Source organism: Streptomyces varsoviensis, from assembly GCF_000718635.1.
In the GTDB taxonomy this organism is placed as follows: domain Bacteria; phylum Actinomycetota; class Actinomycetes; order Streptomycetales; family Streptomycetaceae; genus Streptomyces; species Streptomyces varsoviensis.
In genome coordinates, this window is sequence record NZ_JOBF01000002.1 from 1 (window position 1) to 23,817 (window position 23,817).

22 protein-coding genes and 1 riboswitch are annotated in these 23,817 nt (G+C 71.7%); of the genes, 15 read left to right on the forward strand and 7 right to left on the reverse strand.

Going from position 1 to position 23,817, the window contains the following annotated elements:
* The first annotated feature begins 238 nt into the window (after positions 1 to 238).
* The 10 genes from clsA (at position 239) to IF55_RS02595 (ending at position 10,290) form a co-directional block, all read left to right on the forward strand.
* The gene (gene clsA / locus IF55_RS02550; protein ID WP_030874899.1) at positions 239 to 850 is read left to right on the forward strand and encodes a cardiolipin synthase ClsA; all 612 of its coding nucleotides are present in this window, start codon (positions 239 to 241) and stop codon (positions 848 to 850) included.
* Between the two features lie 116 nt (positions 851 to 966).
* Complete coding sequence (locus IF55_RS02555) at positions 967 to 3,462, forward strand: mannose-1-phosphate guanyltransferase (protein WP_030874896.1); 2,496 nt, start codon at positions 967 to 969, stop codon at positions 3,460 to 3,462.
* Between the two features lie 105 nt (positions 3,463 to 3,567).
* Positions 3,568 to 4,488, forward strand: a complete 921-nt coding sequence (locus tag IF55_RS02560; RefSeq protein ID WP_037962362.1) for a DUF881 domain-containing protein — start codon at positions 3,568 to 3,570, stop codon at positions 4,486 to 4,488.
* The gene (locus tag IF55_RS02565; RefSeq protein ID WP_030364457.1) at positions 4,485 to 4,817 is read left to right on the forward strand and encodes a small basic family protein; all 333 of its coding nucleotides are present in this window, start codon (positions 4,485 to 4,487) and stop codon (positions 4,815 to 4,817) included. Before IF55_RS02560 ends, IF55_RS02565 begins: the two co-directional genes overlap by 4 nt.
* A 5-nt stretch (positions 4,818 to 4,822) precedes the next feature.
* Positions 4,823 to 5,680 (forward strand): DUF881 domain-containing protein, encoded by an 858-nt coding sequence (locus tag IF55_RS02570; RefSeq protein WP_030874891.1) that lies wholly within the window; start codon positions 4,823 to 4,825, stop codon positions 5,678 to 5,680.
* Positions 5,681 to 5,762: 82 nt separating this feature from the next.
* Positions 5,763 to 6,599 carry a zinc-ribbon and FHA domain-containing protein gene (locus tag IF55_RS02575; RefSeq protein ID WP_078643492.1) on the forward strand — a complete coding sequence of 279 codons (837 nt, stop codon included), beginning with the start codon at positions 5,763 to 5,765 and terminating at the stop codon, positions 6,597 to 6,599.
* A 17-nt stretch (positions 6,600 to 6,616) separates the two neighbouring features.
* Positions 6,617 to 7,351, forward strand: a complete 735-nt coding sequence (ftsR, locus tag IF55_RS02580; RefSeq protein WP_030874885.1) for a transcriptional regulator FtsR — start codon at positions 6,617 to 6,619, stop codon at positions 7,349 to 7,351.
* A 61-nt stretch (positions 7,352 to 7,412) separates the two neighbouring features.
* Positions 7,413 to 7,886 carry a bifunctional nuclease family protein gene (locus IF55_RS02585; protein WP_030874883.1) on the forward strand — a complete coding sequence of 158 codons (474 nt, stop codon included), beginning with the start codon at positions 7,413 to 7,415 and terminating at the stop codon, positions 7,884 to 7,886.
* 177 nt (positions 7,887 to 8,063) lie between these two features.
* Positions 8,064 to 8,672 (forward strand): MerR family transcriptional regulator, encoded by a 609-nt coding sequence (locus IF55_RS02590; protein ID WP_030874881.1) that lies wholly within the window; start codon positions 8,064 to 8,066, stop codon positions 8,670 to 8,672.
* Between the two features lie 55 nt (positions 8,673 to 8,727).
* On the forward strand, positions 8,728 to 10,290 hold the full coding sequence (locus tag IF55_RS02595; protein ID WP_078643495.1) for a DNA polymerase IV: 1,563 nt from the start codon (positions 8,728 to 8,730) through the stop codon (positions 10,288 to 10,290).
* On the opposite strand, the gene IF55_RS36670 is transcribed toward IF55_RS02595, so the two are convergent.
* The gene (locus tag IF55_RS36670; protein WP_157854247.1) at positions 10,173 to 10,583 is read right to left on the reverse strand and encodes a PRC-barrel domain-containing protein; all 411 of its coding nucleotides are present in this window, start codon (positions 10,581 to 10,583) and stop codon (positions 10,173 to 10,175) included. The two genes, IF55_RS02595 and IF55_RS36670, sit on opposite strands and share 118 nt — an antisense overlap.
* A 138-nt stretch (positions 10,584 to 10,721) precedes the next feature.
* A riboswitch (glycine riboswitch) is annotated at positions 10,722 to 10,819 on the forward strand.
* Positions 10,820 to 11,008: 189 nt separating this feature from the next.
* Here IF55_RS36670 and gcvP point away from each other — a divergent pair.
* A complete protein-coding gene (gene gcvP / locus IF55_RS02600; RefSeq protein WP_030874876.1) occupies positions 11,009 to 13,903 on the forward strand; it encodes an aminomethyl-transferring glycine dehydrogenase in 2,895 nt (964 codons plus the stop codon).
* Between the two features lie 75 nt (positions 13,904 to 13,978).
* Here the strand turns inward: gcvP and IF55_RS02605 are convergent, their stop codons facing one another.
* A complete protein-coding gene (locus IF55_RS02605) occupies positions 13,979 to 14,185 on the reverse strand; it encodes a DUF5999 family protein (protein WP_030874875.1) in 207 nt (68 codons plus the stop codon).
* 354 nt (positions 14,186 to 14,539) lie between these two features.
* Positions 14,540 to 15,130, reverse strand: coding sequence for a hypothetical protein (locus tag IF55_RS02610; RefSeq protein ID WP_030874874.1), 591 nt, complete (start codon positions 15,128 to 15,130; stop codon positions 14,540 to 14,542).
* A 483-nt stretch (positions 15,131 to 15,613) separates the two neighbouring features.
* Here IF55_RS02610 and IF55_RS02615 point away from each other — a divergent pair, with 483 nt between their 5' ends.
* Both IF55_RS02615 and IF55_RS02620 read left to right on the forward strand, forming a co-directional pair.
* Positions 15,614 to 17,122, forward strand: a complete 1,509-nt coding sequence (locus IF55_RS02615) for a glutamate-cysteine ligase family protein (RefSeq protein ID WP_030874873.1) — start codon at positions 15,614 to 15,616, stop codon at positions 17,120 to 17,122.
* A gap of 263 nt (positions 17,123 to 17,385) precedes the next feature.
* A complete protein-coding gene (locus IF55_RS02620) occupies positions 17,386 to 18,159 on the forward strand; it encodes a CPBP family intramembrane glutamic endopeptidase (RefSeq protein WP_037962485.1) in 774 nt (257 codons plus the stop codon).
* Between the two features lie 22 nt (positions 18,160 to 18,181).
* Here the strand turns inward: IF55_RS02620 and IF55_RS02625 are convergent, their stop codons facing one another.
* Both IF55_RS02625 and IF55_RS02630 read right to left on the reverse strand, forming a co-directional pair.
* Entirely contained in the window at positions 18,182 to 19,006 is an 825-nt protein-coding gene (locus IF55_RS02625; protein ID WP_030874871.1) for a PhzF family phenazine biosynthesis protein, read from the reverse strand.
* A gap of 353 nt (positions 19,007 to 19,359) precedes the next feature.
* Positions 19,360 to 20,307 carry a DMT family transporter gene (locus tag IF55_RS02630; RefSeq protein WP_078643604.1) on the reverse strand — a complete coding sequence of 316 codons (948 nt, stop codon included), beginning with the start codon at positions 20,305 to 20,307 and terminating at the stop codon, positions 19,360 to 19,362.
* 147 nt (positions 20,308 to 20,454) lie between these two features.
* On the opposite strand from IF55_RS02630, the gene pdxR reads away from it, so the two are divergent.
* Positions 20,455 to 22,029, forward strand: a complete 1,575-nt coding sequence (gene pdxR, locus IF55_RS02635; RefSeq protein WP_030874868.1) for a MocR-like pyridoxine biosynthesis transcription factor PdxR — start codon at positions 20,455 to 20,457, stop codon at positions 22,027 to 22,029.
* Positions 22,030 to 22,094: 65 nt separating this feature from the next.
* Here pdxR and IF55_RS02640 read toward each other — a convergent pair whose 3' ends face one another.
* On the reverse strand, positions 22,095 to 22,529 hold the full coding sequence (locus IF55_RS02640) for a VOC family protein (protein ID WP_030874866.1): 435 nt from the start codon (positions 22,527 to 22,529) through the stop codon (positions 22,095 to 22,097).
* Between the two features lie 150 nt (positions 22,530 to 22,679).
* Here IF55_RS02640 and IF55_RS02645 point away from each other — a divergent pair, with 150 nt between their 5' ends.
* Positions 22,680 to 23,309, forward strand: a complete 630-nt coding sequence (locus IF55_RS02645; protein ID WP_030874863.1) for a PadR family transcriptional regulator — start codon at positions 22,680 to 22,682, stop codon at positions 23,307 to 23,309.
* Between the two features lie 72 nt (positions 23,310 to 23,381).
* Here IF55_RS02645 and IF55_RS02650 read toward each other — a convergent pair whose 3' ends face one another.
* Positions 23,382 to 23,810 carry a type II toxin-antitoxin system Rv0910 family toxin gene (locus tag IF55_RS02650; RefSeq protein WP_030874860.1) on the reverse strand — a complete coding sequence of 143 codons (429 nt, stop codon included), beginning with the start codon at positions 23,808 to 23,810 and terminating at the stop codon, positions 23,382 to 23,384.
* Positions 23,811 to 23,817: the final 7 nt, after the last annotated feature.

Sequence of the window (23,817 nt, forward strand, 5' to 3'; positions counted from 1 at the left end):
GCCTTTCAGCGCCGATGGTACTGCAGGGGGGACCCTGTGGGAGAGTAGGACGCCGCCGAACAATTTTTAGCCGGTGTCCCGGACCAGTGATGGTCCGGGACACCGGCATTTTTGCGTTCACGGGAATTCCGTAATCGGCCCTTCGGGCCGTTCTGTCCGACCCCGCTGTTCGCCCCCGTGATGACTCCGGGTAAGGTCAGCACGCAACGTCGGCACGGTTCCCACAGGAGGCCCCCGGGTGGAGGTCCAGGAGACGCGCGTTCAGACAGATCGCGTGCTCACCATCCCGAACATCCTCAGCATGGCGCGCCTGGTCGGCGTACCCGTCTTCCTGTGGCTGATCCTCTGGCCGGAATTCGGGGGGCCGAAGCACGACGTCTGGGCGCTGGTTGTGCTGGCCCTGAGCGGAGTGAGCGACTACCTCGACGGGAAGCTCGCCAGGCGCTGGAATCAGATCAGCAGCCTCGGCCGGCTGCTCGACCCGGCCGCCGACCGGCTTTACATCCTGTCCACGCTCGTCGGCCTGACCTGGCGGGAAATTCTCCCTTACTGGCTGACCGGTGCCCTGGTGGCCCGTGAGCTGATGCTCCTGGTCATGGTGTGGATCCTGCGCCGCCACGGCTATCCGCCGCCCCAGGTGAACTTCCTCGGCAAGGCCGCGACCTTCAACCTCATGTATGCCTTTCCGTTGCTCCTTCTCAGTGAAGGAAGTACCTGGCTGCACTCGCTCGCTGCTATTTTCGGATGGGCGTTCGCCGGATGGGGTACAACGCTGTACTGGTGGGCAGGGATCCTCTACGTGGTCCAGGTCCGCCGGCTCGTGAAGGCGGACAACGCCGCGGCCGACTGAGCTTGACTCCTGTCATTGGCCTCATCGAGGCCGGATGGCCATAAGGGTTATCCATGGGCCATCCGGGCAAGCGAAGTCGGCAAAACCGTCGTCTCTTCAAGGAGGACGCTTCCGACATGAAGGCCGTCGTGATGGCCGGCGGCGAAGGCACGCGCCTTCGCCCCATGACCTCAAGCATGCCCAAGCCGCTCCTGCCGGTGGCCAACCGGCCCATCATGGAGCACGTGCTGCGCCTGCTCAAGCGGCACGGTCTCAGCGAGACCGTGGTGACTGTCCAGTTCCTCGCCTCCCTCGTCAAAAACTACTTCGGTGACGGTGAGGAACTCGGCATGGAGCTCACCTACGCGAACGAGGAAAAGCCACTCGGCACCGCAGGGAGCGTGAAGAACGCCGAAGAGGCGCTGAAGGACGATGCCTTTCTGGTCATCTCCGGCGACGCCCTCACCGATTTCGACCTCACCGATCTGATCGAATTCCACAAGGAAAAGGGCGCGCTCGTCACGGTCTGCCTGACCCGTGTGCCCAATCCGCTGGAATTCGGCATCACCATCGTCGACGAAGAGGGCAAGGTCGAGCGCTTCCTGGAGAAGCCGACCTGGGGCCAGGTCTTCTCCGACACCGTCAACACCGGCATCTACGTGATGGAGCCGGAGGTCTTCGACTATGTCGAGGCGGATGTGCCCGTCGACTGGTCGGGCGATGTCTTCCCGCAGCTCATGAAGGAGGGCAAGCCGATCTACGGCTATGTCGCCGAGGGCTACTGGGAGGACGTCGGCACGCACGAGAGCTACGTCAAGGCGCAGGCCGACGTGCTGGAGGGCAAGGTCGACGTCGAGATCGACGGCTTCGAGATCTCCCCGGGCGTATGGGTCGCCGAAGGCGCGGACGTCCACCCCGACGCCGTACTCCGCGGGCCGCTGTACATCGGCGACTACGCGAAGGTCGAAGCGGACGTCGAGATGCGCGAGCACACCGTGATCGGCTCCAACGTCGTCGTCAAGAGCGGCGCCTTCCTGCACAAGACGGTCGTCCACGACAACGTCTACATCGGACAGCAGAGCAACCTGCGCGGCTGTGTGATCGGCAAGAACACGGACATCATGCGGGCGTCCCGGATCGAGGACGGCGCGGTCATCGGGGACGAGTGCCTGGTGGGCGAGGAGTCCATCATCCAGGGCAACGTCCGCGTGTATCCGTTCAAGACCATCGAGGCGGGCGCGTTCGTCAACACGTCGGTCATCTGGGAGTCCCGGGGGCAGGCGCACCTGTTCGGCGCGCGCGGCGTGTCGGGCATCCTCAACGTCGAGATCACCCCGGAGCTCGCGGTGCGGCTCGCCGGGGCGTACGCGACGACCCTGAAGAAGGGCTCGACGGTCACCACCGCGCGTGACCACTCGCGTGGCGCCCGCGCGCTGAAACGGGCCGTGATCTCTGCCCTCCAGGCCAGCGCCATAGACGTACGGGACCTGGAGAACGTACCGCTGCCGGTGGCCCGCCAGCAGACCGCGCGGGGCAGTGCCGGCGGCATCATGGTCCGTACGACGCCGGGGGTCCCCGACTCCGTCGACATCATGTTCTTCGACGAGCGCGGCTCCGACCTCTCCGCCGGCGGCCAGCGCAAGCTGGACCGCGTGTACGCCCGCCAGGAGTACCGGCGGGCGTTCCCCGGCGAGATCGGCGACCTGCGCTTCCCGTCGAGCGTCTTCGACTCGTACACGGGGTCGCTGCTGCGGGCTGTGGACTCCTCCGGCGTCGCCGAGGCCGGGCTGAAGGTCGTCGTGGACGCCTCGAACGGCAGCGCCGGGCTGGTGCTGCCGAGCCTCCTCGGCCGGCTGGGCGTCGACGCGTTCACCATCAACCCCGGTCTCGACGAGTCGCGGCCCACGGAGAGCGCCGACGCGCGCCGGGCGGGGCTGGTGCGGCTCGGGGAGATCGTGGCGTCGGCGCGGGCGGCGTTCGGCGTGCGGTTCGACCCGGTGGGCGAGCGGCTGTCGCTGGTCGACGAGCGCGGCCGGATCATCGAGGACGACCGGGCGCTGCTGGTGATGCTCGATCTGGTCGCCGCCGAGCGGCGCAGCGGCCGGGTGGCCCTGCCGGTCACCACCACGCGTATCGCCGAGCAGGTGGCCGCGTACCACGGCACGCAGGTCGAGTGGACGACGACGTCGCCGGGCGATCTCACCAGGGTCGGCCGCGCGGACACGACGATCTTCGGCGGCGACAGCCGCGGCGGCTTCATCATCCCGGAGTTCAGCAGCGTCTTCGACGGCACGGCGGCGTTCGCGCGGCTGCTCGGGCTGGTGGCGCGGACGCAGCTCACGCTCAGTCAGATCGACGCGCGCATCCCGCGGGCCCATGTGCTCCGGCGCGACCTGGCGACGCCCTGGGCCGTCAAGGGGCTTGTGATGCGGCATGTGGTCGAGGCGGCCGGGGACCGGTCCGTGGACACGACCGACGGGGTGCGGGTCGTGGAGGCCGACGGGCGCTGGGTGATGGTGCTGCCCGACCCGGCGGAGGCGGTCACGCACCTGTGGGCGGAGGGGCCGGACGACGCGTCGGCCCAGGCGCTGCTCGACGAGTGGTCGGCGATCGTGGACAGCGCCGGCCGCTGACTCGCGCGGCGCGGTGGCGCCGCCTCCCGCCGGCGTGCCGCCTCGGACCGGCACGCCGGTGGGGCCGTTGGGAGACGACGCCACCGACGTGCGACGATGTGCGGCATGTCGCAGCAGCCCCCGTCCCGGAGCAGCGCATCGCCGCCCAAGCGTCCCGATGCCTCCATGTCGCTGCTGACCAACGTCATGGACCACAGCCTGGACGACGGCTACGCGGAGGCGGCGGCGCGCCGCCGCGCGGACGGCCAGGGCGGCCTGCCGCGCACGCTCCGCGCGAAGTTGGGGCTCGCCGCCGGGCTGGTCCTGGCCGCGGTCGTCGTCACGGTGGGGGCGGCGCAGGCGCGGATATCGGCTCCGACGCTGGCGAAGGAGCGGGAGCAGCTCATCGACCGCATCCAGCGGGAGACGTCGGCCGCGGACAAGCTGAAGTCGAGCGTCGACGCGCTGCGGGACAGCGTCGGGGCCACCCAGCGCGACGCCCTGAAGCAGCACGGCGGCGACAAGGCCGAGCTGGTCTCGCTCCTCGCGGGCGGCACGGCCGTGCACGGCCCCGGCGTCAAGCTCGTCGTCGACGACGCCAAGGAGGCCGACCAGGGGGGCGGCGGGCCGCGAGAGAGCAATGGCTTCTCCGATACGGGCCGGGTCCGCGACCGCGATATGCAGCGCGTCGTCAACGGCCTCTGGCAGTCCGGCGCGGAGGCCATCGCCGTCAACGGGCAGCGGCTCACGGCGCTGTCGGCCATCCGGGCCGCCGGCGACGCCATACTGGTCGACAACAAGCCGCTCGTACCGCCGTACACCGTGCTCGCGGTGGGGGACGGGAAGCGGCTGCGCGGCCGGTTCCAGGACAGCGCCGACGGCGCGTATCTGCACGTGCTGCAGAAGGACTACGGGGTCCGGGCGACCCTCTCCGCCGAGGACGAGGTGCGGTTGCCGGCCGCGCCGAGCCTGATAGTACGTACCGCACAACCGCAAGCCGGTGGCGCCGACAAGAGCGGCGCCGACACAGGGAAGGGCACATCGTGATCGCCGTATTGGGCCTCGTCGTGGGAGTCGTGGTCGGACTCGTGGTCCGGCCCGTCGTGCCGACTGTGGTCGAGCCCTACCTGCCGATCGCCGTCGTCGCGGCACTGGACGCGGTCTTCGGCGGCCTGCGGGCGATGCTGGACGGGATCTTCGACGACAAGGTCTTCGTCGTCTCGTTCCTGTCCAACGTCGTGGTCGCGGCGCTGATCGTCTTCCTCGGCGACAAGCTCGGCGTGGGGGCGCAGCTCTCCACCGGCGTCGTGGTCGTGCTCGGCATCCGGATCTTCTCCAACGCGGCCGCGATCCGACGGCACGTCTTCCGGGCGTGAGGCCGATGAACGCCGACGACACGCCCGAGCGGCCGAGGGAATCTCAGGAATCTCAGACGCCCCAGGACCCGCGAGAACCCCAGCCGCCTCACGAGGCGGCGCGGCCCGAGGAGAAGGGCGAAGAGGCGGCCCCCGCCCCCGCCATGACGGGCCGTCAGCGACTGAAGGCCGGGCTCTGGCCGCCCCGGGTGACGCGGGCCCAGCTCATCGTCGCCCTGCTGCTGGGCGTACTCGGGCTGGGCCTCGCCATCCAGGTCCGGTCGACCAGCGACAACAGCAATCTGCGCGGCGCCCGCCAGGAGGACCTCGTACGCATCCTGGACGAGCTCGACAACCGCACCCAGCGGCTGGAGGACGAGAAACGGGGCCTGGAGAACCAGCGCACAGAGCTGGAGAACAGCTCCAACCAGGCCGCCGAGGCCCGTAAGCAGACCGCCCAGAAGGAGCGGCAGCTCGGCGTGCTCGCGGGCACCGTGAAAGCGCATGGCCCCGGCATCGAACTCACGGTGAGCGACCCCAAGAAGGCCGTACAGTCGGACATGCTCCTCGACGCCATCCAGGAGTTGAGGGCGGCCGGCGCGGAGGCGATCCAGATCAACGGGGTGCGTGTGGCCGCGGACACCTACTTCTCGGACGCGGACCGCACCGTGGAGATCGACGGTCGGAAAGTGGCGCCGCCCTACCGGTTCAAGGTGATCGGCAAGCCGCAGGATCTGGAACCGGCCCTCAACATTCCGGGCGGGGTGGTGCAGACTCTGCAGAAGGAGCAGGCCACCGCGTCCGTCACCCGTTCTGAGAAGATCATCGTGGACGCCTTGCGGTCCGCTGAGCGGCCTGACTACGCTCGGTCGTCATCGCAGTGAGTCGTACCGGCCCGAGGGTTCCGCACCTGGGGCATGACGTTGCGGGGGGTCGGCGCACCAAGAGGGGGGTGCGTGGTGGAAACTGTCTGTTGACCACGGACGTTGTAAGGATGTCCGGGTCGGCTGGTGTGTGCATCGAGGGTTTGTCCTGCCCCACGGGCGGGTCTGTTTCGGTCAAGGGGAATCGCCCGTGAAGTTGTTTGCGAAGTTGTTCGGCAAGAGCTCGCGCCAGGAGGGCGGCAACGCCCGTCACCGCGCGCAGCGGCCGATGGAAGCCACCGAGGCGCAGGAAGAGCGCCCGCTGTTCCGGGACCAGGTGGGCGGCCCCGGCACGGCCGGCCGCATAGGTTCGCAGGGACCGTCGGCCCCAACTGCGGGTGGAGGCAACGCCTTGGTATGCACGAGGTGCGGAAACCGCAACGCGGAGTCCAGCCGGTTCTGCTCCAACTGCGGTGCGCCGCTGCGCGGCGGCGCGTCGTCCGAGCGGGCTTCGGAGACGACGTCGACCATCTCCATCTCCGGTCTTGAGGCGTACGACTCGGAGTCCACCGGCCAGACGCCGATGCCCTCGCTGTCCCCGGAGGCGCAGGCCGCCGTCGACGCGCTGCCGATGGGCTCGGCGCTGCTGGTGGTCCGCCGCGGCCCGAACTCGGGCAGCCGCTTCCTGCTGGACGGCGACCTGACCACGGCCGGCCGCCACCCGCAGGGCGACATCTTCCTCGACGACGTCACCGTCTCGCGGCGGCACGTGGAGTTCCGGCGCGGCCCGGACGGCGGCTTCACCGTCGCGGACGTCGGCAGCCTGAACGGCACGTACGTCAACCGCGAGCGGATCGAGTCGACCGCGCTGGCCAACGGCGACGAGGTGCAGATCGGCAAGTACCGACTGGTCTTCTACGCGAGCCAGCAGGGCATCTGACCCGCCAGGGAAGAGCTATGCGTCAGACACCGGCGGGTGGCGCGGACGGCGGCACCGCCACCGCGGACGGGCAGTTGGTGAGCATCGGCACGGTGCTCACCCTGCTGCGCGACGAATTCCCCGAGGTCACCGTCTCCAAGATTCGCTTCTTGGAGGCGGAGGGGCTCGTCGAGCCGCAGCGCACGCCCTCCGGGTACCGCAAGTTCAGCCAGGAGGACGTGGAACGGCTCGGGTGCGTGCTGCGCCTCCAGCGCGACCACTACCTGCCGCTGCGCGTCATCCGGGAGTACCTCGACGCGCTGGCCCGGGGGGAGCAGCTACCGCTGCCCGCGCCCGGCCAGCCGAGGGATCTGCTGGACGGGGCCGCGGAGCTGGACGCGGAGGGCCCCACGGCCGTCCAGGTGGGCCGTGAGGAGCTTCTCGGGGCCACCGGGGTCACCGAGCGTGAGCTCGACGAGTGGGAGTCGTACGGCCTGATCGAGCCGAATTCCGGCGGCGGCTACGACGTCGAGGCCGTGACGGTCGCCAAGCTCGTCGCGGACCTGGGCCGGTTCGGACTGGAGCCGAGGCATTTGCGCGCCATGAAGGCCGCCGCCGTACGCGAGGCCGGACTGGTCGAACAGGTGGTCGCGCCGTTGCGCCGCCACCGCAATCCGCAGACCAGAGCCCATGCGGAGGCCACCGCGCGGGAGCTGGCCGCACTGTCCGTACGTCTGCACGCGGCGCTCGTAGCGGCCGCGCTGCGGGCGTGACCACACCGACCGGCGGGTGCCCGACTACCCAAACCCGCCGGGCACGTCCTAGGGTTGCTGTGTGAACGAGCTCGATGTCGTGGGTGTCCGGGTGGAAATGCCCTCCAACCAGCCGATCGTGCTCCTGCGGGAAGTGGGAGGCGACCGCTACCTCCCCATTTGGATCGGCCCGGGGGAGGCGACGGCGATCGCCTTCGCCCAGCAGGGCATGGCGCCTGCCAGGCCGCTGACCCACGACCTTTTCAAGGACGTGCTGGAGGCGGTCGGCCAGCAACTGACGGAGGTCCGCATCACGGACCTGCGCGAGGGCGTGTTCTACGCCGAGCTGGTCTTCGCGAGCGGGGTGGAGGTCAGCGCCAGGCCGTCCGACGCCATAGCGCTGGCGCTGCGCACCGGGACGCCGATCTACGGCAGTGACGGCGTGCTGGACGACGCCGGCATCGCGATCCCGGACGAGCAGGAGGACGAGGTGGAGAAGTTCCGCGAGTTCCTCGATCAGATCTCGCCGGAGGACTTCGGCACCAACAGCCAGTGATCCGCCGGCCGAGGCCGTCGTAGGGCAGCGGGGCAACTAACCAGCCATTCCCCGCGGGCGGATACGCGAAACCACTCTTAGGGTGATTATCACTCGGCGTGGCGAGTGTGGCGATCGTTGACGCACCCCGGGTGACTGCCTACCGTCGAGACGGCAGGTCAAGGACGGAGGGTCGGCGTGAGAAGCACCGGCGACGGCACGGCGGCGGGCGGTCCGTATCCGCTTCATGGGGGAACGGCCGAACCGTTGCCCGGACACTCGGCGGCGCTCTCGGTGTCACCCGAGCCGGCGCCGGAGGCCATCGGTTACCGCGGTCCGACCGCCTGCGCGGCGGCCGGCATCACCTACCGGCAATTGGACTACTGGGCGCGCACGGGGCTCGTGGAGCCGTCCGTGCGGTCCGCGTACGGCTCGGGCGGCCAGCGGCTCTACAGCTTCCGCGACGTCGTCGTACTGAAGATCGTCAAGCGGCTGCTGGACACCGGGGTGTCGCTCCAGAACATCCGCGCCGCCGTGCAGCACCTGCGCTCGCGCGGCATCGGCGACCTCGGGCAGATGACGCTGATGAGCGACGGGGCGACGGTGTACGAGTGCGCGTCGCCCGACGAGGTCGTCGACCTGCTCCAGGGCGGGCAGGGCGTCTTCGGGATCGCCGTGGGGGTGGTCTGGCGGGACGTGGAGGCGGCGCTCGCGCAGCTCCACGGCGAGCGGGTGGACACCGGGGAGACCCTGATCGGCCACAACCCCGCCGACGAGCTGGCGCGCCGCCGCAACCGCGCGGGCTGACGCTCCGCTCCCGCTGCGGGGCCATTGTCAGTGGTGTGAGGCAGCATCTGTTGGTGTGAGAGGTTCACCGACGATCCTGCATCTGGACATGGACGCCTTCTACGCCGCGGCGGAACAGGCGGCCAAGCCCAGCCTGCGCGGGAAACCGGTCGTGGTCGGCGGCATCGGGCCGCGCGGGGTGGTCTCCACGGCCTCGTACGAGGCGCGGGTCTTCGGGGTGCACTCGGCGATGGCGACGGCCCAGGCGCGCCGGCTGTGTCCCAATGCCGCCTACCTGACGCCCCGGTTCACGCTGTACCGCCAAGTGAGTGAACGGGTCATGGAACTGCTCGGCGAGCTGTCGCCGCTCGTCGAGCCGCTCAGCCTCGACGAGGCGTTCGTGGACCTGGAGGCGGGCGGCTCGCTCCCGCCCGCGGCCACCTCGGCGCAGATCCGGGCCGTGGGCGAGCGGCTGCGGCGCGACATCCAGGCGGCCACGGGGCTCAGCGGGTCGGTGGGGCTCGCCGGGTCCAAGATGCTCGCCAAGATCGCCTCCGAGGCGGCCAAACCCGACGGGCTGGTCCTGATAGAGCCGGGCACGGAGCTGGAGCTGCTGGGGCCCATGCCGGTGCGCACGATCCCCGGCGTCGGACCGGCGACCGCCGAGACGCTGCGCCGGGCGGGCATCGGCACGGTCGCCGAGACCGCCGAGGCGGGGGAGGCGGAGCTGGTGCGGCTGCTGGGCAAGGCGCACGGCGCCGGGCTGTACGCGCTGGCCACGGGCCACGACGACCGGCCGGTCGTCGCCGAGCGGGACGCGAAGTCCATCTCCGTGGAGGACACCTTCCAGGAGGACGTGACCGACCGGACCCGGGTGCAACTGGAGATCATGCGCCTGGCCGACCGGTGCGTACAGCGGCTGCGGGCCGCCGGGCGGTCCGGCCGGACCGTGGTGATCAAGGTGCGGCGCTACGACTTCTCCACGCTGACCCGCTCGGAGACGCTGCGCGGGCCCACCGACGACCCGGGGGTGGTCCGGGAGGCGGCGGGGCGGCTCATCGAGGGCGTGGACACCACGGCGGGCGTGCGGCTGCTGGGCGTCGGCGTCACGGGGCTCGCCGACTACACCCAGGAGGACCTGTTCGCCCAGGCGGCCACCGCGCGCTCGGAGCGGGAGCGGGAGGAGGCCGCGGCGGCGCGCCCGGCGGGGGCTGCCGGGGAGCCGGCGGCCGCCGGGGGAGGGGCGGGCGAGGCGGAGCGGGAGGAGGCGCCGCCGCGCCGCTGGCTGCCGGGCCTGGACGTGCGCCACACCGAGTTCGGCGAGGGCTGGGTCCAGGGCAGCGGCGTCGGCCGGGTCACCGTGCGGTTCGAGACGCCCTGGTCCGCGCCGGGCCGCGTACGGACCTTCCCCGTCGACGACCCCGACCTCGAACCGGCGGAGCCACTGCCGCTCGTACGGGATGTCGAGGGCCGGCCTTCCGCCGAGGGCCGGGCTCCAGATTACCGGCCTCCCGCCGACGGTCAGCCCTCGGAGCCCGAGATCCGGCCGAAATCCGGGCCCGGGGAGGCGTCCGGGGCGGCGGGGGCCGGGGAGTCCGGGGCGGGGGACCGGCCCGGGGCGGAGGCGTCCAGGCCGTAGTGGTGGTAGAGCTGGAGCTCCTGCTCCGGGGAGAGGTGGCGGCCGACGCCGAAGTCCGGCGCGTCCTTGATCAGCGCCCGGTCGTACGGGACGCGCAGCGTGTCCGCGACGAGGTCGCTCGGTTCCAGCGGCACGAACGCGTCGCGGCTGAACAGGCCGGTGCGCACGGCGGCCCACTCGGGGGCGCCCGTGGCGTCGTCGAGGTACACCTCGTCCACCGTGCCGATCTTGGCGCCGTTGCGGTCGAACGCCTTGCGGCCGATGAGTCCGCGTGGATCGATGTCGGTCTGCAAGAGGTCCTCCAAAGTAGCCGGGCCCGGGGGCCCGCGAGATCACAACTACTGCCCGAGACCTACGAAAAGCCACATTTCGCCAACTGGCCACTTGAGGGATCAGCCGCAGATCGCGCTGGTAGGCTGGCAGGCGGCCGCAGACCCTGTGCGGGAGAGTCCTCCGAAGGCTTCGTCGGAGGCGCCGAAGGAGCAAATCCTCCCCGGAATCTCTCAGGCACACGTACCGCACGGACGAGGTCACTCTGGAAAGCAGGGCGGGCCACGCACCGGAACAGCGCCGAAGCCCCTCCTCACCGACGGTGAAAGCCGGTTCGCCCCGGGCGGCCCGGTGAAGCTCTCAGGTTGAGATGACAGAGGGGGAGGCCGTCCGGGTACCCGCGCCACGGTGCCCCTCGCAGGTCGCGACGACCAGGAGGCCCCCGCAGATGAACGACAACCGCATCCCTCTTTCCGCCCTTGAACGCGGCACGCCGTTCGAGCACCGCCACATCGGGCCGGACAGCGCCGCGCAGGCCAAGATGCTCGCCCAGGTCGGATTCGGCTCGCTCGACGAGCTCACCGCGGCCGCCGTACCCGATGTGATCAAGAGCGCCGAGGCGCTCCGGCTGCCCGAGGCCCGCGGCGAGGCCGACGTCCTCGCCGAGCTGCGCACGCTCGCCGACCGCAACCAGGTGCTCTCCCCGATGATCGGGCTCGGCTACTACGGCACGTTCACGCCGCCCGTCATCCTGCGCAACGTCATGGAGAACCCCGCCTGGTACACGGCGTACACGCCCTACCAGCCGGAGATCTCGCAGGGCCGCCTGGAGGCGCTGCTCAACTTCCAGACCGTCGTCGCCGACCTGACCGGGCTGCCCACCTCCGGCGCCTCCCTGCTCGACGAGGGCACCGCCGCCGCCGAGGCCATGGCGCTGGCCCGCCGGGTCGGCAAGGTCAAGGAGGGCGTCTTCCTCGTCGACGCCGACGCGCTGCCGCAGACCATCGCCGTCATACGCACCCGGGCCGAGCCCACCGGGGTCGAGGTCGTCGTCGCCGACCTCTCCGAGGGCATCCCGCAGGAGATCGCCGACCGCGGCGTCTTCGGCGTGCTGGTGCAGTACCCCGGCGCGTCCGGCGCCGTGCGCGACCCCCGCCCGGTCATCGAGCGGGCGCACGAGCTCGGCGCGATCGTGACGGTCGCCGCCGATCTGCTCGCCCTCACCCTGCTCACCTCGCCCGGCGAGCTCGGCGCGGACATCGCGGTCGGCACCACCCAGCGGTTCGGCGTGCCGATGGGCTTCGGCGGCCCGCACGCCGGGTTCATGGCCGTACGGGAGAAGTTCGCGCGCAGCCTGCCCGGCCGCCTCGTCGGCGTCTCCGTGGACGCGGACGGCAACAAGGCGTACCGCCTCGCCCTGCAGACGCGGGAGCAGCACATCCGCCGCGAGAAGGCCACCAGCAACATCTGCACGGCGCAGGTGCTGCTCGCCGTCATGGCCGGCATGTACGCCGTCTATCACGGCCCGGACGGCCTGGCCGCCATCGCCCGCCGTACGCACCGCTACGCCGCCGTGCTCGCCGAGGGGCTGCGCTCCGGCGGCGTCGACGTCGTGCACGGCGCGTACTTCGACACCCTCACCGCGCGAGTGCCCGGCCGCGCCGCCGACGTGGCCGCCGCCGCCCGTGAGAACGGCGTCAACCTGCGCCTCGTCGACGCCGACACCCTCTCGCTGGCCTGCGACGAGACCACCGGCCGCGCCCAGCTCGCCGCCGTGTGGGCCGCCTTCGGCGTCGACGCGAGCGCCGAGCGGATCGACGACCTGGACGCGTCTGTCGCCGACGCGCTCCCCGCCGGGCTGCTGCGCGCCGACGAGTACCTCGCCCACCCGGTCTTCCACCAGCACCGCTCCGAGACCGCGATGCTGCGCTACCTGCGCAAACTCGCCGACCGGGACTACGCGCTGGACCGCGGCATGATCCCGCTCGGCTCCTGCACCATGAAGCTCAACGCCACCACCGAGATGGAGGCGGTGACCTGGCCCGAGTTCGCCGCGCTGCATCCCTTCGCGCCGATCGACCAGGCCCAGGGCTACACCACGCTCATCACCGAGCTGGAGGAGCGCCTCGCCGAGGTGACCGGCTACGACAAGGTGTCGCTCCAGCCCAACGCCGGCTCGCAGGGCGAGCTCGCCGGGCTGCTGGCCGTACGGGCGTACCACCGGGCCAACGGCGACGACCAGCGCACCGTCTGCCTCATCCCGTCCTCCGCGCACGGCACCAACGCCGCCAGCGCGGTCATGGCCGGCATGAAGGTCGTCGTCGTCAAGACCGGCGAGGACGGCGAGGTCGACGCGGAGGACCTGCGCGCCAAGATCGAGCAGTACGGCGACGAACTGGCCGTGCTGATGGTCACCTACCCCTCCACGCACGGCGTCTTCGAGGAGCACATCAGCGAGATCTGCGCGGCCGTGCACGACGCGGGCGGCCAGGTCTACGTGGACGGCGCCAACCTCAACGCGCTCGTCGGGGTGGCCCGGCCGGGCCGGTTCGGCGGCGACGTCTCGCACCTGAACCTGCACAAGACGTTCTGCATCCCGCACGGCGGCGGCGGCCCCGGTGTCGGCCCGGTCGGCGTGCGCGCGCACCTCGCCCCGTACCTGCCCAACCACCCGCTCCAGCCGACCGCGGGCCCCGAGACCGGCGTCGGCCCGATCTCCGCCGCCCCCTGGGGCTCCGCGGGCATCCTGCCGATCTCCTGGGCGTACGTCCGGCTGATGGGCGGCGAGGGCCTCACGCACGCCACCCAGGTCGCCGTGCTCGGCGCCAACTACATCGCCAAGCGCCTGGAGCCGCACTACCCGGTGCTCTACACCGGGCCGAACGGGCTCGTCGCGCACGAGTGCATCGTGGACCTGCGGCCGCTGACCAAGGCGACGGGCGTCACCGTCGACGATGTCGCCAAGCGCCTGATCGACTACGGCTTCCACGCGCCGACGATGTCGTTCCCGGTGGCCGGGACGCTGATGATCGAGCCGACGGAGAGCGAGGACCTCGCGGAGCTGGACCGGTTCTGCGAGACGATGATCGCGATCCGGGCCGAGATCGAGCGGGTCGGTTCGGGCGAGTGGCCGAAGGACGACAACCCGCTGCGCAACGCCCCGCACACCGCGGCGGCGCTGGCCGGCGACTGGGAGCGCCCGTACCGCCGCGAGGAGGCGGTGTTCCCGGCCGGGGTGTCGGCCGCCGACAAGTACTGGCCGCCGGTCCGGCGCATCGACGGCGCCTTCGGCGACCGCAACCTCGTCTGCTCCTGCCCGCCGCTGGAGGACTACGAGGGCTGACGCCCTTCCCCTCATGAGTCGGGGCCGGTTCGGCGGGTTCGCCGGGCCGGCCCCTTCGGTTGCGCTGTGCGTCGCCTAGGCGGCGGTCATCACGTGCTCGGTGCCGAGCGGCCGGTGCGGGGCGATGATCTGCCCGTCCGGCAGCAGCTCACCGGTGTCCTCGAAGAGCAGGACGCCGTTGCACAGCAGGCTCCAGCCCTGTTCCGGGTGGTGCGCCACAAGATGGGCGGCCTCACGGTCGGTGGAGTCGGCTGTCGGGCACGGTGGCTGGTGCTGGCACATGGATGGGTTCTTTCGCTGCGGTGAGTTGAGTTCGCTGCGGCTGCTCGATGCGGTTTTCAAAGCCGCCCCCCGTTGTCAATTCAGTCGGTCAGTCCCAGTGTTGCCCTACGGGCGTGATTTCGCAGGGATTTCCCGGGAGCTCTCCTCTGCTGGAGGAAGACGCGTCACCCACGAGGACGGTTGCCGCCAACAGCCCGGTCTCTTCGGGTGGTTCGGGATGGTCATTGTGGACTAGTCCGCGTGATGGACACCCGGGGGACCGCTGGGGCGGGAGGGGCGGCGGTGCGGGCGCGACGAAGCGCCCCACGACCGAGAGCCGTGGGGCGCGCTCGTACGGGCCGGCCGTACGTCCGTTCAGGCGGGGGAGCCGAGCAGCGGCGTCGGGGTGAGCCGGTGGGTGAGCACCGGCAGCAGATCGGCGACGCGGTGCGGACGGTGCGCGGCGATGCCGGGCGGCGCGGGGGCCAGCGGCACCAGCAGGTCGCCGGGGGCCGACCGGCAGCTCGACGGGTCGGCGAGGTGGTCGCCGTGCAGCCAGAGCGTGACCATGTAGAGCTCGGGTACGGACAGCAGCCGGGGCTGGTAGGCGGTGGTCAGCGACTCGGCCTGGCGCAGGGCCCGTTCGGTCGAGGCGACGTAGGGGCCCTCGAAGAAGTGCGAGAACGCCCAGCCGTCGGGGGTGAGCATCGTCTCCGCCGCTGCCGCCGCGCCCGGTTCGGCGCCCCGGATGAGGAACCGCCAGCCCGTGAGCCGGGTTCGTGGCCGGCCGCCGAGCGCGGTGATCTGGTCCAGGACGTACACCGGGAGCGGGGAGACCGGGGTGGGCTGGCCCTGGAGGGCCTTGAGGGACGGGGTGCGCGCCGCGCGGACGGCGGTGGGGGAACCGAGGGCCGCGAGGACGCTGCGCAGTGCGGGGGCTGGGGCTGGGGGGACATGCAGCGGCATGGTGTATCGCCTCTCACTCAGGAGACACGGTGGTGCTGGGCAGGTGCGGACGGCGCTGTCAGCGTGCGGGGTCAGAGGGGGGCCGGAACCGACTGCCGGGGCGCCAACTCTCTGCCTCGTTCGCGAAGTTTATACGACAGGTGTTCATATGGTGTTTCACCTAGCCGTGTCGGGCATTGCTGACAAGGCGTATTCAGGACCGGCCTTCCAGGCGATTTCGTATATTCTGCGACCGGCCCGCGCCCGCCACCTCGTGTTATTCCTCCGGAACGGTAGGCCGGATAACGTCGGTGCTTATCGCCGAGAATGTGCGATGTCCTGGGACATGTCGCTATGCCGGTTGAATGTGCCGCCGTGCGATTCGTTGAGATCGTACCGGGCAACACATTTCGACGTAGCGTTATCGATCACATTCCTGGGCATCATCAGACGTGACACCAGCGGCTGACGTCGTGGTCGACCCAGTCGAGGAAGGACGCTTCGATGGGGGAGAAGGTCGTGGCCGCCGGGTTCGACCTGTCCGACCGGCAGCGCCACCGCGGAAAACTCCGGCAGTGTCTGGAGGGATTGGCGAGGCTGCTGGAGGACAGTCGCTTCGACCGCCCACGGAACCTCATGGGGCTGGAGATCGAGCTGAATCTCGCGGGCCCCGACGGGGCCCCGAGAATGATGAATGCCGAGGTGCTGGAGCGCATTGCGAGCCGCGATTTCCAGACCGAACTCGGTCAGTTCAACCTTGAAGTGAACGTCGTCCCCCACCGGCTGCGCGGCCGGGTTCTCGACCGGCTCGCGGAAGAGCTGGGCACCGGCCTCGGCTACGCCGACCGAAGAGCCCGGGAAATCGGCGCCGGAATAGTGATGATCGGCATCCTGCCCACCCTCGCCGCCGACGACCTCGTGCTCGGCAACCTCTCCGACGTCGACCGCTACATGCGGCTCAACGACGAGATGGTCGCCGCCCGCGGCGAGAACTTCACCATAGACATCGACGGCGTCGAACGGCTCACCTGCGCCTTCCGGTCCATCGCCCCCGAATCGGCCTGTACGTCCGTACAACTGCACCTCCAGGTGACGCCCGGCCGGTTCGCCGCCGTCTGGAACGCCGCCCAGGCGATCGCCGCCGCACAGATCGCCGTGGGCGCCAACTCGCCGTTTCTCTTCGGGCGCGAGCTGTGGCGCGAGTCCCGGCCGCCGCTGTTCGTCCAGTCCACCGACACCCGCCCGCCGGAGCTGAAGGCCCAGGGCGTACGCCCGCGCACCTGGTTCGGGGAGCGCTGGATCACCGACGCGTTCGACCTCTTCGAGGAGAACGTGCGCTACTTCCCGCCCCTGCTGCCGATCTGCGGCGACCAGGACCCGATGCGCGTGCTCGACGCCGGGGGCGTCCCCTCCCTCCAGGAACTCGTGCTGCACAACGGCACCGTCTACCGCTGGAACCGGCCGGTCTACGACGTCGCCGGCGGCGTCCCCCACCTGCGCGTCGAGAACCGCGTCCTGCCCGCCGGCCCCACCGTCGTCGACGTCATCGCCAACACCGCCTTCTACTACGGGCTGGTCCGCGCCCTCGCCGACGAGCCGCGACCGGTGTGGACGCGGCTCCCGTTCGCCGTGGCCGCCGACAACTTCGAGGCCGCCTGCCGGCACGGCATCGACGCCACGCTGCGCTGGCCGCGCCGGAGCCGGGGCGTCGGCGCGGGAATCACGGCGGTCCCGGCCGTACAACTCGTCCGCGAGGAACTGCTGCCGCTGGCCGCCGCGGGCCTCGACGCCTGGGGCGTCGAACCGGCCGACCGCGACCGCTATCTGAAGGTCATCGAGGAACGCTGCCGACGGCGCGTCAACGGCGCGTCCTGGCAGGCGGCCACCTACCACGACGCGCTGACATCGGGCCTGGAACGGGACGCCGCCCTCGCGGCCACCACGCGCCGCTACTGCGAACTGGCGCGGACGGGAGAGCCGGTGCATACGTGGCCGGTGGGGGCGGAGGGCTGAGGCCCGCGACCACCGGGCGCTGCCGCGGCGGGCGGTGTGCCCCCGTGTCGGCCGGGGCCGGGGCGTCGGGCAAGCTATGACGGTTCCCACCGTCTTATGGGGCGGGCTTACTCACGGTGCGGGACGGGGCGGGGCTTTGCGCGTGGGTCTCACGGGCGGAGGCAGGGCGCTGGTGAGATGGTGCGCGAGTGAAGCGGTTGTCGCAGAAGAGCGGTGTCGCGGAAGTGGAGCATGGTGTGCTGCGGGAGGCGCGTGACGTGGAGATGTCCCTGCCCGAACAGGGGTTGTCGCGGCGGGTCCTGCGCAACGAGACGCTCCTGGTGCTGGCCCTGTCGCTCGGCGCCAGCGGAGTATCGGCGCTGATCAGCTTCGTCGGCTCGGTCACCCGGCCCGGCGCGCTGAAGAACCAGGCCGCCACGCTCGTCGGCTCCCACGCCCCGGGCCGCCCCTGGCTGGACCTCGCGTGGCAGCTCTTCGGCATCGCCACGGCCCTGGTGCCGGTGTTCTTGGTGGCCCACCTGCTGCTGCGCGAAGGCGTGGGGCTGCGGGCGATCGGGTTCGACCGTCGACGGCCCGGTTTCGACCTGCGGTGGGGGATCGCGGTCGCCGCCGCCATCGGCGGCACCGGGCTCCTCTTCTACCTCGGCGTACGGGCCGCCGGCTTCAACCTCACGGTCGTACCGGAGTCGCTGCCCCACGTGTGGTGGAAGATCCCGGTGCTCATCGCCTCCGCCGTGCAGAACGCCGTGCTGGAAGAGGTCATCGTCGTCGGCTACCTGCTGCGCCGACTGGGACAGACGGGCTGGTCGCCGATGGCCGCCCTGGTGGCCAGCGCGGTGCTGCGCGGCTCGTACCACCTGTACCAGGGCATCGGCGGGCTGCTCGGCAACATGGCGATGGGCGTCGTCTTCGTCCTGCTCTACCGGCGGTGGGGGCGGGTCGGCCCGCTGGTCGCCGCGCACTCGCTCATCGACATCGTGGCCTTCGTCGGGTACGCGCTGCTGGCGGGGAAGGTGGGGTGGCTGCCCACCGCCTGAGCCTCGCCGCCCCCTCGTCGCGTCAGGGGCGGGGCAGCAGTTCGCCGTCGATGACGGTGACGGCCGTGCCGGTGAGGAGGGTGCGGTCGCCGCGCAGCCTGGTGCGTACGAGGCCGGTGCGGGCGGAGCCCTGAAAGCCGGTCAGGTCGCGGCGGCCGAGGCGGGCGGACCAGAAGGGGGCGAGGACGGTGTGCGCGCTGCCGGTGACGGGGTCCTCGTCGATGCCGACGTTCGGGAAGAAGCAGCGCGAGACGAAGTCGTAGCCGCGGGCCGGGTCCTCGGCGGCGGCCGTGGCGATCACGCCGCGCCGCGAGCAGCGGGCGAGCGCCGCCGAGTCCGGGGCCAGGGCCCGTACCGTCTTCTCGTCGGCCAGTTCCACCAGCAGATCGCCGACGTCCGGCCCCGAGTCGTGGACGGAAACCGGTTCGGCGCCGAGGGCCTGGGACAAGCCGGCGGGCGCCTCGAACGGCGTCACCGGCGACGTCGGAAAGTCCAGGGTGATGGACCCGTCCTCCCGCGCGGTCGCCGTGAGAACACCGCAGCGGGCCGCGAAGGAGACGGTCCCGGAGACGGCGCCCGTGGTGCGCAGGACATGCGCCGTCGCCAGCGTGGCGTGGCCGCACATATCGACCTCGGTGGCCGGAGTGAACCAGCGCAGCGCCCAGTCGGCATCGGACCCCTCGGGAAGCGGGTGGGCGAAGGCCGTCTCGGAGAGGTTGACCTCGGCGGCGACCCGCTGGAGCCAGGCGTCGTCGGGGAAGGCGTCGGCGTCGGGCAGGAACAGAACCCCGGCCGGGTTGCCGCCGAAGGCACGGTCGGTGAAGGCGTCCACGATTCGAATCCGCATGGCAGGGACCGTAGCCGCGCGAGGAACGCGCAGGCCACGGCCAATTCCCGGAAAGTGGCCCGGCTGTGCCATTGCCCTATGGGCCGCTGGGTTGCCCGGCTGCTTGGCCGTTCGTCTGCCTGGCTTCCCGGTCACCCGGTCACCTGGCCGCCTGGTGTCGGGCCCACGGTCCGTATCTGCGGAGCTACGGCGACGGCTACGGCTACGGCTGCGGCGCGGCGGCGAGTCGCTGAAGGCTACGGACGTCCACTCCGGTCGCTTCCCATACCGGGCTACGGGCCCTGCTCACCGCGAGCCGCGCCGCGGCGTGTGGTGCGACTACCGCTGCCCCGGGGACTATCGCGTGCCCGGGACTACCGCGTGCCCTGGGACGCGGCGGACTTCGCCGGGGTCGCCCGACCGCCCGTATCCGTGATCTCCCCGCCGGGGACGGCACGGGGGCGGAGGCCGCCGATCAGGCCCGCGATGACCAGGGCGATGCCGAGCCAGACCGACGGCCCCGGCATGGCGGTGCCCGTGGCGGCGCCGACGGCCGCGGCCGACAGGGGGACGACGCCGGTGAGCAGCCCCGCTCGGCCCGCTCCGACGGCGCGTACGGTCGAGTACCACAGGACGAAGGCGACGGCGGTCACCAGCAGCGCCAGGTAGCCGATGGCCGCCCACTGAGCCCCGGACAGCTCCCCGGCCGCCGTGGGCCCTTCCAGGGGGAGGGCCGAGACGGCCAGCAGTGCGCCGCCCAGCCATGTCGCGTGCACGGACACGCCCCAGGGGGAGTGGCGGCGCAGGACCGGCACCGCGAGCAGGGTGAACGCGGCCTCGCAGGCCAGGGTCAGGGCCGCCCAGGCCACCCCGGTGGCATCCGTGCGGCCGGTGCCCGCGACCAGGACCGCGCCCGCCATGACGGCGGGCGCGGCCAGCAGGACCTGGCGGCTCGGCCGACGCCCTTCCAGCAGCGGGCCCACCACCCCGAGCAGCACTGGTACGGCCGCCACCGCGACGGCGATGACCGCGGGCTCCGCGTGCGCGACGCCCTGGACCACGGCCACGTTGAACAGCACCAGGCCGGTGATCGCGAGCCCGGTCAGCCACAGCCACTCCCGTCCGCGCGGCCACGACAGCCGGGCGCGGGCGGGCCGGGCCATGGCCAGCAGGATCGCCGTGGCGGCCACGTAGCGGATGGCCTGGGCGGTGAGCAGCGGGGCGCCGACGAGCGCGTTCGAGACGGTGACGCTGCCGCCGACCAGCGCCATCCCGGCCATGCCGGGGAGGAGTGGGGTGACAGAAGTCGAGGGGTTGTCCATGCCGTCCACCCTGTCGGCACAATGGACGCCATGGACAGGTCCACAATGCCGTCGGTCGAGGGGTCCAAAACGGCGGCTCCTGGGCCGGCCGACCCGGCTTCCGTACGGGAGGGACGCGCGCTGCCCGCCGAGGCGCCGCTCCAGGCCATGGCGGAGGACGGCCCCTCGTCCCCCGGCTCGGCCATCGGCTCGGACTTCCTCCACCTGGACATCGGCGAGGCGCCGCCCGGCGGGCGCACCGCCTGGCTCGCCGACCGGTTGCGGGCGGCCATCGCCGACGGCCGGCTGCCCGTCGGCGCGCGGCTGCCCGCCAGTCGCGTGCTCGCCGCGGAGCTGCGCGTCACCCGGGGCGTGGTGACCGAGGCGTACCGGCGGCTCGCCGAGTCCGGGCAGATCGCGGGCCGCGGCCGGCTGGGCACGGTGGTCGTGGCGGCCCCGGCCGGACCTCGCGACCGGGCGCCCCGCGAAACCGCGCCTCCGTCCGCTACGGCCACAGCGGCGGCCATAGCCCCAGCGACACAGCGCGAGCCCGGCTCCGCGTCCGCGATCTTCGAGACGGCCGGCCGGGAGGACGTGGTCGACTCGCTGCGCACCCTGCCCTGCCGCATCGACCTCTCCCCGGGCGTGCCCGACCTCGCCGCTTTCCCCCGTGCCGCCTGGCTGCGTGCCGAACGCGCCGTACTCGCCGAGGCCACGCCGGCGGACTTCGGTTACGGCGACCCGCAGGGCGCCCCCGCCCTGCGCCGGGCCGTCGTCGGCTGGCTGGCCCGTAACCGCGGTATCCGCGCCGACCCGGACGAGGTGATCGTGGTCGCCGGGGTGGCGCAGGCCCTCAGCCTGCTCGGGCGGCTCCTGCGGGAGGAGGGAGTCGACCGGATCGCGGTCGAGGACCCCGGGTCGCTGGGCGGGCGCGAGCAACTGGCCTACGGCGGCCACACGATCGTGCCCGTCCCCGTGGACGAGGGCGGCCTCGATGTGGACGCGCTGCGGGCCGGCGGCGCCCGGGCGGTGGTGCTCACCCCGGCCCACCAGTTCCCGACCGGCGCCGTCCTCGACGGCCGGCGCCGCGGTTCCCTGCTGACCTGGGCGGCGGAGGGCGGGCTGGTCATCGAGGACGACTACGACGCCGAGCACCGCTACGACCGTCCGCCGGTGCCGGCGCTGCGCTCCCTGATGCCCGAGGGGGTCTGCTACACGGGGAGCGTCTCCAAACTCCTCGCGCCCGCCCTACGGATCGGCTGGCTTCTCGTGCCTCCGGACCGACACGATGCCGCGGTGAGCGCCAAACGGTACGCGGACCTCGGCAACGGCACCCTCACCCAGCTCGTCCTCGCCCGGCTGATGGACTCCGGCGAACTGGAACGGCATCTGCGCCATGTCCGGCTGCGCCACCGCAAGCGCCGGGACATGATGCTGCGGGCCATCGAGACGCGTCTGCCCGGCGCCCGCGTGCACGGCGCGGCCGCCGGCCTGCATCTGACGGTCACCTTCGACGACCGCGACGGCCGCGACGACCAGTACGGCGACCTGAGCGATGTCCGCCTGGCCACCGACGCTCTCGCCCTCGGGGTGAAGACGCACCCGCTGAGCTGGCACCGCATCACACCGGGCCCGCCCGGCCTGGTCCTCGGCTACGCGGCGGGCCCCGCCCACGAGATCGACGAGGGCATCGCCCTCATCGGCGCCGCTCTGCGCGGCCGGCGCTCCGCCACACTCCTGTAGACGGTTCCGTACGGGCCCCGCGGCATCGGCCCGGCATCGACTCGACATCGGCCGCGGCGGACCGGTCAGTCGAGGCAGAACTCGTTGCCCTCGACGTCCTGCATCACGATGCACGACTCGTTCTCCTCATCGGCCTCCAGCAGCCGCACCCGCACCGCCCCGAGCGGTACCAGCCGTGCGCACTCGGCCTCCAGCGCGGCCAGGCGCTCCTCGCCCACGAGCCCGGTCCCGACCCGTACGTCGAGATGCACCCGGTTCTTGACGACCTTCCCCTCGGGCACGCGCTGGAAGTACAGCCGCGGGCCCTCGCCCGTGGGATCGACGCAAGCGAACGCCGAACCCCGATCCTCGGGCGGCAGCGAGCGGTTGAACTCGTCCCAGGAGGCGAACCCCTCCGGCGCCGGCGGCACGGCATACCCCAGCACCTCGCACCAGAACCGAGCGACGCGCTCGGGTTCCGCACAGTCGAACGTGACCTGGAACTTCTTGATCGATGACATCGCCACACCATATGGCCACGCACCGCCCGAGGCCTCCGAATTTCCCCGCCGCCGTGCGGGCCGAGGACTCGCTTGGGGGAGGGGCTTGTCAGGCGACAGGTTCCGATATATCGTTGACGCATCGCGACTGATCGACGATAGGAGGGCGTCATGAAGCGCCATCACGGACATGAGCATGGACACGAGCACTACGGACCCGGCCAGCGTGGTCGGCGTGAGCGGGGCGAGTGGGGGGAGCGCGGGGACTTCGAAGGGCGTCGGGCGGCTTTCGGGCCGTTCGGGCCGCCGTTCGGGGAGCATGGCTTCGGCGGCGGCCGGGGGCGCGGTGGAATGCGCGGCCGGGCGCGGCGGGGTGATGTACGCGCCTCGATCCTGGCCCTGCTCAAGGACCGCCCGATGCACGGGTACGAGATGATCCAGGAGATCGCCGAGCGCAGTGGCGGGGCCTGGAAGCCGAGCCCCGGTTCGGTCTACCCCACGCTCCAGCTCCTGGAGGACGAGGGGCTGATCACCAGCGAGAGCGAAGGCGGCAAGAAGCTGTTCACGCTCACCGAGGAGGGGCGCGCCGAGGCCGACGCGGGGTCGCAGGCCCCGTGGGAAGAGGCCGGGCGCGGCATCGACTGGGAGGGCATGCAGGAGATCCGGCAGGCCGGCTTCGGTCTGATGGAAGCCTTCGGGCAGGTCTGGAAGACCGGGAGCCCCGAACAGCGCCAGAAGGCGCTCGCGGTCATCAACGAATCGCGCAAGAAGCTGTACCTGATCCTCGCCGACGAGGGCTGAGGCGCAGCGCACCGCAGATGACGGGGCCCCGCGGACATCCGCGGGGCCCCGTCGCGCGGTGGCCCCGGGGGGTCAGGCCACCAGTCCGTCGAGCTTGCGCAGCGATTCCCGCAGCGCCGCGGTCGCCGATTCCTTGAGCTTGCCCGCCATGAGCGAGACCGCCGCCCCCGTGAACTCCCCGTCGATCCGGACGGTCGTCGCGTCCCCGTCGGGCGTCAGCGCGTAGCTCATGGACAGGTTGACGCCCATCGGGCCCTTCCCCTTGGTGACGAGCAGCCGCGCGGGGTCGCAGGCCGCGACCGTCCAGGTCACCTCGGCCGGGAAGCCCATGAGCTTCATGTTCTCCTGGTACGTCGCCGCGACCGCGAGCGTTTCGGGCCCGCCGTGGGGGAAGCTGGTGTGGGTGGCGTTCCACTGCCCGTACGAGGAGAAGTCCGTGAGCCGGTCCCAGACCTTCTCGGCGGGCGCCTCGATACGTGCCTCTGCGCTGACCTCGGCCATGCGGCCA